General features: G+C 60.9%; 12 protein-coding genes. 3 read left to right on the forward strand and 9 right to left on the reverse strand.

Features of this window, described 5'->3' with window-relative positions:
* Positions 1-221 precede the first annotated feature (221 nt).
* The 9 genes from K6U75_10485 to K6U75_10525 all read right to left on the reverse strand — a co-directional run bounded on the left by K6U75_10485 (position 222) and on the right by K6U75_10525 (position 8,596).
* Complete coding sequence (locus tag K6U75_10485; protein MCL6475465.1) at positions 222-1,112, reverse strand: hypothetical protein; 891 nt, start codon at positions 1,110-1,112, stop codon at positions 222-224.
* Entirely contained in the window at positions 1,087-2,241 is a 1,155-nt protein-coding gene (locus tag K6U75_10490) for an acetoin utilization protein AcuC (GenBank protein ID MCL6475466.1), read from the reverse strand. The genes K6U75_10485 and K6U75_10490 overlap by 26 nt, the downstream gene beginning before the upstream one ends.
* A 60-nt stretch (positions 2,242-2,301) precedes the next feature.
* On the reverse strand, positions 2,302-2,736 hold the full coding sequence (locus K6U75_10495) for an archease (GenBank protein ID MCL6475467.1): 435 nt from the start codon (positions 2,734-2,736) through the stop codon (positions 2,302-2,304).
* Between the two features lie 206 nt (positions 2,737-2,942).
* Positions 2,943-3,422 carry a nucleotidyltransferase domain-containing protein gene (locus K6U75_10500; GenBank protein MCL6475468.1) on the reverse strand — a complete coding sequence of 160 codons (480 nt, stop codon included), beginning with the start codon at positions 3,420-3,422 and terminating at the stop codon, positions 2,943-2,945.
* A complete protein-coding gene (locus tag K6U75_10505; GenBank protein MCL6475469.1) occupies positions 3,367-3,765 on the reverse strand; it encodes a HEPN domain-containing protein in 399 nt (132 codons plus the stop codon). Before K6U75_10505 ends, K6U75_10500 begins: the two co-directional genes overlap by 56 nt.
* Positions 3,762-6,236: a DNA gyrase subunit A gene (gene gyrA, locus K6U75_10510; protein ID MCL6475470.1), complete on the reverse strand. Its 2,475-nt coding sequence runs from the start codon at positions 6,234-6,236 to the stop codon at positions 3,762-3,764. Before gyrA ends, K6U75_10505 begins: the two co-directional genes overlap by 4 nt.
* Before the next feature lie 134 nt (positions 6,237-6,370).
* The gene (locus tag K6U75_10515; GenBank protein MCL6475471.1) at positions 6,371-6,748 is read right to left on the reverse strand and encodes a CBS domain-containing protein; all 378 of its coding nucleotides are present in this window, start codon (positions 6,746-6,748) and stop codon (positions 6,371-6,373) included.
* 343 nt (positions 6,749-7,091) lie between these two features.
* The gene (nadC, locus tag K6U75_10520; GenBank protein MCL6475472.1) at positions 7,092-7,940 is read right to left on the reverse strand and encodes a carboxylating nicotinate-nucleotide diphosphorylase; all 849 of its coding nucleotides are present in this window, start codon (positions 7,938-7,940) and stop codon (positions 7,092-7,094) included.
* Positions 7,940-8,596 (reverse strand): MgtC/SapB family protein, encoded by a 657-nt coding sequence (locus K6U75_10525; GenBank protein MCL6475473.1) that lies wholly within the window; start codon positions 8,594-8,596, stop codon positions 7,940-7,942. The genes nadC and K6U75_10525 overlap by 1 nt, the downstream gene beginning before the upstream one ends.
* Before the next feature lie 397 nt (positions 8,597-8,993).
* On the opposite strand from K6U75_10525, the gene K6U75_10530 reads away from it, so the two are divergent.
* From K6U75_10530 to K6U75_10540, 3 genes are all read left to right on the forward strand, one after another.
* Positions 8,994-10,655: a PQQ-binding-like beta-propeller repeat protein gene (locus K6U75_10530; GenBank protein ID MCL6475474.1), complete on the forward strand. Its 1,662-nt coding sequence runs from the start codon at positions 8,994-8,996 to the stop codon at positions 10,653-10,655.
* Between the two features lie 16 nt (positions 10,656-10,671).
* Complete coding sequence (gene dprA, locus K6U75_10535; GenBank protein MCL6475475.1) at positions 10,672-11,751, forward strand: DNA-processing protein DprA; 1,080 nt, start codon at positions 10,672-10,674, stop codon at positions 11,749-11,751.
* 286 nt (positions 11,752-12,037) lie between these two features.
* Positions 12,038-12,847, forward strand: coding sequence for a hypothetical protein (locus K6U75_10540; protein ID MCL6475476.1), 810 nt, complete (start codon positions 12,038-12,040; stop codon positions 12,845-12,847).
* Positions 12,848-13,186 lie beyond the last annotated feature (339 nt).

Genomic DNA, 13,186 nt, shown 5'->3' on the forward strand with positions numbered 1-13,186 from the left:
GGAATAAACTGGCAATTTTATCGGGAGCGGATAGCGGTTCAGAGAAGATTTCGCAGTGGCATCCGTAGCATATCTTGCGGTGCGCAAAGCCTCATGACAGAATGCCCGACAGTCTCCACGCCGTCCTAAAGGACAGCGGATGTCGTTGCGGGCGTTAGCGAAGAATCTCAGAGATGCTTGACTTGGTTCAGCAGGACAACCAGGAAGAACCTGCCTTCACTCTACGGATGGCTGGTGTCCTCTTCCTGCTTAGAGCGAGCGGTGTTTTGCGAGGAGGGAGGCGCAAGCACCCGCGTCGCCTCTTCCAGCATCTGCCGGTAGAGGCGTTCCTTCTGCTGGCGGCTCAACTCGCGCCCGGTGCGCCAGAACCACTCTGCGCCCTTGCCCACCACGTAGGTACCGGCATAGGCGATGGCGCCCTTCACCAGCACCCCCACCCCGCCCGGCACCATCCCCACAAACTCTCGCGCCAGCGAACGCCAGCCCATCGCTCCCGCCACCACCGGCACAATCTCCTTCAGCCGGTCGCGCGTGTGGTAAGGCATGCCCAGCGCGGCGGCAATTTTCAGCAAAAGCATTATCTGGTTTTTGGTGAGCATCACGATGTCCGCCACCGCTGCAGGGGGGAGGAACACGCTGGCAGCGGGAATGACTCCCGGTATCGCCGACAGCATCGCAATCTGCCCGTTCACGCGGGACGCCTCTTTAATCAGGTATTCAATAGCCGGCTCGCGAAACATCGGAAAGCGCCTCGCCAGCGCGACCGCCAGGCCGGGCAGGTCGCTCACAATGCGCCTCGCCACGAGGGCACCATCCTCCGGCAACAGCCAGGTGTAATGCTCACCCAGCACGGGTTCCTCTGCACCACCGCAGTCAATGAGGATATCAGCGGGTTCCGAAGGCACTGTCGAAGCGCAAAGCAGGAACGCACGCGAGGTCTCCCGCTCAGGCAGGGACAAGCCTTCCAGCAGTTGCTCCGTCACATCGTGTGTGCGCATGGTGCTGCCTACCAGGGCAATGCGGAACCGTTTGTCGGCAAGTTCGCGCACCTCTTCGGTAGATAGCTCCTTGCTGATTTGCAGAATCTCACGGATATTGCGGGACAGACCCATTCGCCTCCTCATGCATACCACTCCATTCCACATACGGTTGCAGATACTGCTTCAGCTCGTCCACCGACTGCCCGGCAAATTGCCTTGCGGCCTCATGCATGCGATCCGGTACATCGGGAACATCCACGTCATACAGGGTCTTGACCTCGCCATGCAATGCAAACTGGGGCGGGATGCAGTTGGGTACCGGCACACCCTTCAACGTTGCTAACGCGAGTACCCACATCCTTACGACAGCAGGTAGCGAATAACCGCCTCCACCCGTTGCCACGACAGGAATACCCTGCTCCGCCACCCATTGCACCGCACGCAACCAGCCCTGCGTGGTCAGCATCGCATGCGCCAGAGGGTCGGTATAGTGCGTGTCTGCCCCCATCTGCAACACCACCACCTCTGGCTGAAACCACCGGAACAGTGGCGGCACCACCTGCTGGAATGCCCACCACCAGACCTCATCATCCACGTATCGCCCAAACGCGACATTGGCGGAGTAACCCCGCCCCTCTCCTTCCCCAATCTCATCGGGGTGCCCCGTGCCGGGGAACAAGAACCGCCCTGACTCGTGTATCGATATCGTCAATACCTGCGGGTCTCGATAATACAGCCACTGTACGCCGTCGCCGTGATGCACGTCTATATCCAGATAGACAATCCGACGGTACTTTTGTTTCAGCACATGGATAGCCACCGCAGGGTCGTTGAAGATACAGAAGCCCGCTGCTTCCTCGCGGCGGGCATGGTGCAGACCGCCTGCCAGATTGACCGCCACCTGCACACCGTCCATCACCGCCTGTGCTGCAGCCACCGACGCGCCCACCACCGCCAGCGAGGCTTCAAACATACCCCGAAACGGCGGGTTGTCGCTGCTGGCAAACCCAAAGACATGACTGCCCGGCACGGGCTTGCCTTCGCTCAGAGCCTGTACCACCCGCACATAGCGCGGCGAATGCACCTCGGCAACAAGGTCGCCAGAGGCTGGCTCCGCTTTGACGAAATCCTCCTCTCGCAGCACGCCCAGCATCTGCGCCAGTTCCTGAGAGAATGTCACTCGCTCGGGACGTAAGGGATGGTGGGCAGAAAACCGGTATCTTTCTACACCCGGACAGGTAATGTATACAAAAGTATTCATCGTCGAAAACCCGCGTTCATTGTTTTAGCTGTTATCTTCGGTGCCCAGAGTGGCATTCCTCTACACGTCCACGTAGAACTCCGCTTCCCAACCCTCGGGCGTTCGCTCCAAACGTAATCGGTGATAAGTTACCGCTTTCACCGGCGCGCCGTCCAGCATCGAATTATCCTCCACCACAATCCCTCGCGCTTCGCCCTCGACGCCGGTCTCCGTGACCCGATGCACGGTGAAGTCGGTGAAAACCACCTTCTGGACATCGGTCAGGTATATCAACTCGCGCAACCACTTCACCAGCAGGTCAGAGCGGTCCAGAGGGTCGGGCATATCCACGCAGATGGGCATGGAAACATCTGCCTTTTTGCCCACAGGGTCTATCACCAGCCGGTACATGCCCCGTGCGGCGTTTTCAAACACCTCTTCCAGCGTTCTGCCCCACGCCCGCACCCCTTTGTCGGCGGTATGTTCCAGAATCTCGTAGCCGCTACGCCCTGCCATAATCTACTTCCTCATTCTGAGCCTCAGCGAAGAATTGGAGATGCTTCACTCCGTTCAGCATGACACGGAACGTCATTCTGAGCGCAAGCGAAGAATCTCAGAGATGCTTCACTCCGTTCAGCATGACACGGAACGTCATTCTGAGCGCAAGCGAAGAATCTCCCTCATTCCTTCGCAAACTTCTTGACCGCAAACGAGACGCTTCGCTAATGCCCAGCTTGATAAGAACCTGCACTCTTGACTACCACACGCCAGCCGCGCTCCCTGCGCTGCAAGATGCCTTCCCTTTGCCACTGCAGGAACCGCTCGCGCATGCGTGCGAAGCTGTCGTCGTCCCACAACACGATGCCTTTATCCATCGCTTCCAGCAGCAACAGGTGATAGTCTTCAAACATCTTTTGCCACTCGCTTTTACTGTACGGGAACACGTCAATGTCCGTTTGCACAAACCGCTGGAACTCGCCGATACGGTCAATGAACCGCAAGCCATCGTCCTTGTTCAGCCCAATCAGCAGGTCGTAATCGCTGTATGGCATCCATTTGCCGGTCGCCATCGATCCGAACAACACCATGAAGGCAATGTCATCGCCCCGTGCGGCGAGCATTTGTTCCACGCTCGCGCGAAAACGTTCAAAGTGCGGGCGATTCGACAGCTTCGCGAGCGTATCGTAACACAGTTTCGGCATCTTGAATTGCCTCTTCAGCATCCAGCCTGGTGTACTGGTCGGCGGGCGCACCTTCCGAAAAGGCATCGGGATACCGTGTCGGTATGTAGAGCCTGTTCAAACGGGCGCACGCATGACGGACCTCATCCGGCGGCAGGGCGTATTCTGCTGCAGCCTCCAGCAACAGGTTGAGGTTGCGCCCTGTCTGCACGTCTCCGAAATGTTCCAGCACCGCCTTCAGCGATTTTGCCGCTGCCTGCTGGCAGGTAAAACAGCACCATGCCCAGTGCCCATCCTCGTACAGTGAACGCGCAGCGGCATACTCGCTTTCCGCCTGTTTCAGCCAGTCTGGCGCACGCCTCAAGCCTCTTCACCTTCCTCCACACCCTCGTCGTCGATGCGCTGCACGATGCGCGCGAGGGCGGATACGTAATCGCCTGCGTCCGGCGTCATGATGCGCACTCCCTGCGCGTTGCGCCCCGTTCGGCGGATTTGCGAAACGGGTACACGGATGGCTTTACCCTGCGCCGTCACGGCGATGATGCGGTCGTCGGGAAGTACGCCTTTGGCATCCACCAGCGGCCCCGTGCGCTGGGTGACGTTGAAGGTGATGATGCCTTTGCCGCCACGCCCCTGCACGCGATACTCGCTGAACGGCGTACGCTTGCCGTAGCCCTTCTCCGAAATCACCAGCAGGTCGCGGTCCCTGTATGCCTTCACCAGCGCGACCACTGCATCGTCCTTGCCCAGCTGGATACCGCGCACGCCGCCTGCTGCCCTGCCCATCGAGCGCACATCGCTCTCGTGGAAGCGCAGGCTCATGCCCTGCCGCGTGACAAACACCAGCTCATCGTCTCCAGAGGTAACCTGCACCCAGCCGAGCTCATCGCCCTCTTCGAGGTCAAACGCGAACAGTCCATTTGCCCGCAGGTTAGCAAACTCGGATAGCGCGACGCGCTTCACCTCACCTTTGCGCGTGCCCATCACCAGATATTTGTCGGGTGAGAAATCGGCGATGGAGACGGTGGCGGTAATCTTCTCGCCCGGCTCGATGCGAATCAGGTTGATAATCGCCGTGCCCCTTGCCTGGCGAGTTGCCTGCGGTACCTCATACGCTTTCAGGCGGTACACGCGCCCGCGGTCGGTGAAGAAAAGGATATAATGGTGCGTGCTGACCTGGAAGATGTGCTCCAGAGTATCTTCCTCTTTGGTGGTGGCGGCGATGACGCCCTTCCCGCCGCGTCGCTGACTGCGGTAGGTGTCCAGCGGCAGACGCTTGATGTAACCATCGCGCGTGATGGTCACCAGCATCTCCTCTTCGGGGATCATATCCTCCTCGCCAATCTCCTCCGCCTCGCGGGCGATGATACGGGTGCGCCGCTCGTCGCCGTATTTGTCCTTCAGCTCCTTCAGTTCCTGTTTGATAATCTGCGCCACGCGCCGCTCGTCCACCAGAATATCTTCCAGATAGGCAATCTCCTGCAACAGGTTCTTGTATTCGTCCTCCAGCCGCTGCTGTTCCAGCGCGGTGAGCTGGCGCAGCTGCATGGAGAGAATGGCTTCGGCTTGAATCTGGGTGAAGCCGAACCGGCGCATCAGCGCGCGCCGCGCCACCTCGCTGTTCTCCGACTGGCGGATGATGCGGATGATTTCGTCCAGAAAGCGCACCACCACCTGCAGCCCTTCCAGGATGTGGGCGCGTTGCTGGGCGCGATACAGTTCGAACCGCGTGCGCCGCACGATAACCTCGCGCCGATGCTGGATGTAATTCTGCAGCACCTGTTTGAGGTTCAGCACGCGCGGCACGCCGTCTTCCAGCGCGAGCATAATCACCCCAAACGACAGGCGCATCGGCGTATGCTTGAGAAGGAAGTTCAGCACCTTGTGCGGGTTGACGTCGCGCCGCAGCTCGATAACCACCCGCATCCCCGTGCGGTCGGTGAAGTCGTCGATGGCGGTGATGCCGTCGATGCGCTTGCCCTTGACCAGGTTGGCTATCTGCTCGATAAGCTTTGCCTTATTCACCTGATACGGCAGCTCAGTAATGACGATGGCTTGCTTACCACCGTCCATCGGCTCAATCTGCGTCTTTGCCTGCATGATAATCTGACCGCGTCCGGTCTCATACGCTTCGCGAATGCCTTTGGTGCCCAGAATCAAGCCTGCCGTCGGGAAATCGGGGCCCGGCAGATGCTTCATCAGGTCGGAAACGGATGCCTGCGGATGGTCAATCAAATAGGTGATGGCGTCTGCCACCTCGCGCAGGTTGTGCGGGGGCACGTTGGTCGCCATACCGACAGCGATGCCGCTGCCGCCGTTGCAGATGAAGTTGGGAAACTTGCCCGGCAGCACCATCGGCTCCATCGTGGACTGGTCGTAGTTGGGTTGCCAGTCCACCGTCTCTTTGTCGATGTCCTCCATCATCTCCATCGCCAGCGGCGAGAGGCGGCATTCGGTGTAGCGCATCGCTGCGGGCGGGTCGCCATCCACGCTGCCGAAGTTGCCCTGTCCGTCAATCAGCGGGTAGCGCATGCTGAAATCCTGCGCCATGCGCACCAGGGTGGCATACAGCGCCTCATTGCCGTGTGGGTGGAAGCGCTTCATCGTCTCCCCACACACAGCGGCGCATTTGACGTGGGCACTGTTGGGGGTAACGCCCATCTCGCGCATCGCGTAGAGGATACGCCTCTGCACCGGCTTCAGCCCGTCGCGCACATCGGGCAGGGCGCGCGCGATGATGGTGCTCATCGCATAACCGAGATACGAACGGCTTAACTCTTCTTCCAGCGGTACAATCTCAATCTCCGGCACTCGTTCGGCAATCTCCTCTGGCATTCGCGGGTTTCCTTTCTTGCGGGTAAGGGTTGGTAGACAGAAGCTACCATGTTATTATAACAAAAGCGGCTGTCTCTCGCAACACTGGCAGGTGTCAAAAAGGGGCGGCTCGCGCCGCCCCTCGGAACCCACTATCACATCGCCTTGTTCACGATGTCGCTCAGCGATACCACGCCCATCAGACGGTGCTCCCCAATCACCGGCGCACGAGACAGACCCGTGTTCGCCAGCAGCCGTGCCACGTACTTCACGTCCAGATTGGGATTGACCACCACCAGCGGCTTGCTCATAATCTCGTGCACCTGCACCGACTGCGGAGAGAGACCCTTCGCCACCACTTTGTACACGATGTCGCGCTGCGTGATAATGCCGTAGGCATCGTCCTCGTTGCGCCGCTCCACAATCAGCGAACGCACCCCCTTCTGTTTCATCAGCGCGACCGCCTCGGCAACGGTGGCAGTGCCCTGAATGGTGACCACGTCGGTGGTCATGATGTCCTTCGCCTTCGGCATGGTAAAGCCCCCCTTTCGTGGTGTGCTTCAGTGCGCTGACCTGCACGATGCGGGAAAGGCTACCTCCTCAGCTCAGGCGTGCTCTGCAATCGCTCCAGCAATTCCATTATAGTGCCGACACCGAGAAAATGCAAGCAGTGGGGAACAGGGGCTGGAGAACGGGGCAGGCAGTTTGACATTTTGCCCTGTCCTGTGTAAAATCTCCGCCTGGGGAAACACAAAAGGAGGCGATGCCATGCGCATGAGACAAAGGGAGCTGCGTCAGCGACGCAAGCGCAAAGAGGAGAAGCAGAAAGCCGCCCGGCGCGAAGCGCGAATGCGTGCCCGGCGTGTGTAAATCGGCTCAAGCCAACCGCAGCTCGAGCTTGATATCGATAGCGGGCGCGGAGTGCGTTAATGCGCCCACCGAGATGGCGTCTACCCCCGTCTCGGCAATTGGGCGCACCGTTTCCAGACGCACCCCGCCCGAGGCTTCCAGAAAAGCCCGCCCTTTAGCCATCCGTACCGCCTCGCGCAGGTCGTCCAGCGTCATGTTATCCAGCAGGATGATGTCCACTCCTGCCTCCAGCGCTTCCTGAACCTGCTGGAGGGTACCGCACTCCACCTCTATCTTCATCGTGTGTGGCAATGTGCGTCGCACGCGATGCACCGCCTCCGTGATGCCCCCACACACCGCGATGTGGTTGTCCTTAATCAATACCGCGTCGTACAGCCCGAAGCGGTGGTTGAAGCCGCCTCCCACCCGTACCGCGTAGCGTTCCAGATAACGCAATCCGGGCGTCGTCTTGCGCGTATCACAGATTCGCACCGGCAGGTCGCGCACTGCCTCCACGAAGCGTGCGGTCAGCGTGGCGATGCCGCTCAATCGCTGCAGAAAGTTCAGCGCAACCCGCTCGGCGACGAGAATTGCCCGCGCCTCTCCGCGTACCACAGCCAGCACCGCACCCGCGTCGAAACGCTGACCCTCTTTCAACATCGGCTCCACCTGTACCCGACTGTCGCAGTGGTAAAATACCCGCTCCGCCACCACCAACCCCGCCAGCACACCCGGTTGCGTGGCGATGAACTCGCCCAGTGCCTCCGTGCCTGGCGGCACCGTCAACAAGGTGGTCATGTCCCCCGTACCAACGTCCTCACGAAGTGCGCAGCCCACGATTTCGTCCACAAGCTTTATGTCCAGTAACGTCGGCATCAGTCCCACTTCACCTCTATCACCTGTTGACACTGCGCGACCCTGCCCAGAACCTGTTGCGCAGAAACCCGCGCCGGCAGGTCCAGCGAAAGCTCATAACGACGGGTACCGGGTAGCAATGTGGGCAGAATACGAACGGATTGCACATCCACCCGCATCGCGGAGAGTATATCGAGCAGAGGCTCAATCACCGCCTCTTCCTCTCGCGCCACCACCTCCAGGTCCCGCACCCGACGCTTCAGCCTGAGAAAACCTTCCAGCAGATGCACCAGCGTCAGTGTCAGGAAAGCCATCACGGTTGCCACCATCGCCATCAACCAGTACTGCCGGTTCAATCCGACTGCGAGCCCGATAGCGGCGGTTGCCCAGATGCTCGCGGCGGTGGTTAACCCGCGTACCGTGCCCCCGAGATGGATGATTGTTCCTGCACCGATGAATCCGATACCTGTTACCACCTGCGCGGCGATGCGCGTGGGGTCGGTATTCGCGCCCTTCATGCCCGCGGAGACCATGCCAAACAGCGCCGCGCCCATTGACAACAGGATATGCGTGCGCAAACCAGCAGGTCTGCCATGCAGCTCGCGTTCCAGCCCCACCACCGCCCCCAGCACACAGGCCAGCAACAAGGGCGTCAAAACATCCCACAAAGAGGACACCGCAATCCCCTCCTGAAAGAGGATGGTTCTATTGTACTGTGGAAGTAAAAAGCAAGCAAGCCCGCACGAAAAAATCGCCTGCTTCCAGAGGCGTCGGGGTTGGGCGAACGCTCTGTGTAGCAGGCTCCATCGATGTGATGGACAGAGTGAAAAGGAGGACATGCGCTACTCATATATACGGGTGGACCGCCCAAAAGGTTCCGCCAGCAGGCTCCAGCATTCCCAGGGCGCGCCCACTGCCGCGTGCACAACGCTTTGCCCTGAGGTAACCTGCCGGAGCCTGCCCTCGTCTAAATTGCGCGGGGATAGCAGGAATCTGAACCTGCCCCGCTGTATGATATACCGTACCCACTGGATGGTACGTCTGCAAACAAACCCGAGGCGAGGAGAGACGACTATGCGAATGCGCTTGAAGGGCTTCATCTCTGCAGGATGGACTCGCGCGCTGCCAGTGTGCGCACTGGTGCTTCTGGTGGCGTCGGCAGCACTTGCTCAGGATGTGGAGGTTTACCGCTTCTCCCCCACGCATGGCGGTATCGCGCCGGGAGGTATTCAGATGCCGGTCGCGATGTACTGGCGATTCACCGCCTCACCCGCACCGCAAAACTCGGCAGCGCCCGCCATCGTCGGCAACACCATCTACTACGCCTGCCGTGACCGCTTCTACGCGCTCGATGCGGAAACAGGACGTGTGCTATGGCGCTATCCGGCAGACCAGCCGCTGGATGCACAGTTCCGCACCACCCCCGCGGTGTCGGAAGGCATCGTGTACGTCGGAGCCACGGACGGCAACCTGTACGCCCTCTCTGCGCCCACTGGCAAATATCTCTGGTCCTTCCGCGCACAGGGGGCGATACTGTCCCCACCGACCGTGGTGAACGACGTTGTGTACTTCGGGGCTGCTGACGGAAAGGTTTACGCGATTAACGCCAAAACAGGCGAACCGGTTTGGCGCGGGGGGTTCCGTACGCTGGATGCCGTCAACGGCGCAGTGGCTGTGGCGGATGACATGGTGTACTTCATCTCCGCAGACCAGACATTGTATGCCGCAGCCGCAGCAACAGGCTTGCTCCTGTGGCGAACACGCCTGCCGGGCACACTGTATGCCCTGTCGCCGGTGGTGGCAGACCGCAATGTGTATGTCGTTTCCTCAAACGCACTGCAGGTGCTGCAGGCGCGCAGCGGACGACAGCTGTGGGCGCGTACCCTGCCCGACGACATCGTGACGGAGCCGATTGCAGGCAATGGCATGGTCTACGTGCTGACGCGCGACGGTCGCGTGTGGGCGTTCGACAACACGGGCAAACTGCTGTGGAACAGCAAAGAGCCTGTGTTCACCAACCAGCCGGTCGCTCCACCCACACTGGCAGGGAATGTGCTTATCATCGGCACGACGCGGGGTGGCATCTACGCTCTGGACGCTTCGAACGGAGCCGTCCTGTGGAAGTACCTCTTACAGTCGTCTTCCTCCACCCCCGAGCGTCCCTCCTTTACCGACATCACTGCGCCGCCAGTGGTGGCAAACGGCACGCTGTATGTGGTGTCGGATGACGGCAGTCTCACCACCTTCCGCGCCGATGCACCCGACAGCATCCCGCCCACCATCACCGAGCTGGAACCAACGCGCGGTGTCGCCATGTCGGGACAACCGCCCATCCGCTTCCGTGCGCTCATCAGCGACGACGGCTCGGGTATCAAAACCGATACCATCCAGTTCCTGCTGGACGATAAGCCCGTGAAATATGAGTTCGACCTCGTCAAGGGAGAAATCAGCTACCTGTGGGATACCAGAGAAGCATCCGCTTCGCCCACCGGACAGCCCGCAGGGGCAGCAACCGTTAAACCCCTCGCCGACGGGCGACACACCGTGAAGGTCATCGCGGAGGACTGGCGCGGCAACCGCACCGAATATGCGTGGACCTTCATCGTGGATAACACCCTGCGCAAACGCACTACCACGCCCACGCAGCAACAGCGCATGGGAGTGCCCGGCGTGCCTGGTGGATTGGGAGGACGCCGCGGCGGCGGAGCACCGGGACGCGGCGAAGACGGATACTAACAGGAGTGTCCGAACGGTGGAGGAAGCTCGCCTGCGTGCTTTGCTCCGACTGGCGTATCTCGAGCTTCCTCCACGCCGCCTGCTGAACCTGCTGGAGCGCTTCGAGAAACCCGAAGACCTCTTCCACGCTTCACGTACCGACCTGCTGCGCATTGAGGGCATGACCGAAGCCGCCGCCGCGCGCATCCTGAACGCCCCAGACCTGACCCCAGAACAGTGGCAACGCTGGCAAAAGGCGAACGCCCGACTGCTGACCTGGCGCGACGAGAACTACCCTGCCCCCCTGCGCGAGATCGTAGACTTCCCGCCCCTGCTGTTCGTGCGCGGCAGCCTGCAGGAGCGCGACCGCTTCGCCATCGCCATCGTGGGCACGCGCAAACCCACCTCCTATGGACGCACCGTCGCCGAGAAACTGGGGCGCGAACTCGCCCGCTACGGGCTCACCATCGTCAGCGGGGGCGCACGGGGCATCGACACCGCCGCGCATACCGGCGCACTGCGGGCGAACGGACGTACCATCGCAGTGCTGGGCTGTGGCATCGACGTGGCGTACCCCGCCGAATCGGCGGCACTGTTCCAGCGTATCGCCACGCAAGGCGCACTCATCTCCGAATATCCGCCCGGCATCCAGCCCGACCAGTGGCGATTTCCCGCCCGAAACCGCCTCGTCAGCGCGCTGGCGCTGGGCGTGCTGGTGGTGGAGGCTCCATGCGATAGCGGCGCGCTGATTACAGCCAGCCACGCACTGGAACAGGGCAAACCGGTCTTCGCCGTGCCCGGCAATATCGACACCGGACACAGCGCAGGCTGCCACCAGCTGATTAAGCAGGGCGCAACCCTCGTGGACAGCGTGGAGGACATCGTGCGCGCGCTGGGCATTGCGCCCGAACCCCCTCCGGAACGCGCCGCCCTGCCCACCCTGACGCCCGTGCAACAGCAGGTGCTGCAAGCGTTGTCGCTCACGCCCAAGCACGTGGATGCGCTCGCCGATGAACTGCGCCTGCCAGTCGCCCAATTGAACGCGGAACTGCTGCTGTTGGAAATGCACAACCTCGTGCGCCGACAGCCGGGCAACGCTTATGTTCGGGTACCATAGAAAAGGTGAATGTCATTCTGAAAGAACGTCATTCTTAGCGCAAGCGAAGAATCTCAGAGATGCTTCACTCCGTTCAGCATGACAAAGGGGGCCACCACCACTGTCATTCTGAGCGCGAGCGAAGAATCTCAGAGATGCTTCACTCCGTGCAGCATGACAAAGGGGGCCACCACCACTGTCATTCTGAGCGAAGCGAAGAATCTCAGAGATGCTTCACTTCGTTCAGCATGACAAAGAACGTCACTCTGAGCGCAAGCGTAGAATCTGATAGGGGGAAGGAAAGCCTATGAATCACCTCTCTCTCTCCATCGCGGATATCGCACTGAGGCTGGAATGCCCCGACCCCGCGTTCCTGTCGCAACTCGTGCAGGAGCGGTACGAGGCGTTCGTCTGCAGCGCACAGCCATCGCCCCACATCCGCATCCGCCTGCAACCCATCGCCAGTCCACCCACCCGCGCCCGGATCGAGAGCGTGAAGGTGCGCCCAGCCGAGGGCGGCTGGCGATTCGTATACGACACCTTCGTGGCGGACGTCAGTCCCGACGCCGACAGCGCGGAGGTCACCTGCCTGCACAGTCCCTACGCCGTCGATTCCTTCCTGCGGGCGTTGCTGGCACTGTACCTGCCCCAGCGCCAGGGGGTTATCCTTCATGCCGCCGCGGTGCGCGACGCGGGGCGCGGATACCTGTTTGCGGGGCGTTCGGGCGCGGGCAAAAGCACGGTGGCGCGCCTGCTGTGCGACCTCGCGGAGGTTCTGAGCGATGAACTGGTGGCGGTGCGCCGCACGCCAGATGGCTGGCAGGTGTACGGAACCCCCTTCTGGGGCGACTTCGCCCGCGCTGGCGCGAACCTGCACGCCCCCCTGCACGCCATCTACCTGCTGAAACACGCCGCCCAGCACCGCGTGGAACCCCTGTCGCGCGGCGACGCCCTGCGCGCCCTGCTGCAGTGTAGCCTGCAGTTTGCCGAGGGGGCGCAGGTGGCGGAATGGATGCTGAACGTGGTGTCCGCGCTGGCGCGCGACGTGCCCGCGTGCCGCCTGCACTTCCTGCCCGACGCCGGTTTCTGGCAACAGATACATCCGCCCTCCAATTAACGGTTTACACCACACAGGGTCAACCGTACCGAAGGGGGGCAACCCCTTGTGGTTGCCCCTACCGCGCCGTTGAACCCATTGTCCCATCGCAGGGGCACACCCGCGTGTCTCCCCCATCCCCAACCCGCATGAACGCCGTTCTAATCCCCTCAGGAGTTACGCAGTGGAAAGGCTGCTGGACAGTTTGTAACCTGAAGAGACAAATCCTGTCATTCTGAGCGAAGCGAAGAATCTTGTGTGGCTCTGAGATGCTTCGCTTGCGCTCTGTTAGTATAGACGTGGGAAAGAGAACATGATACACTCTTTCCACACACCGCCGAGGGGCTGGGACGTTCTATG

It is taken from the genome of Bacillota bacterium, from assembly GCA_023511455.1.
Taxonomy (GTDB): Bacteria; Armatimonadota; HRBIN16; order HRBIN16; family HRBIN16; genus HRBIN16.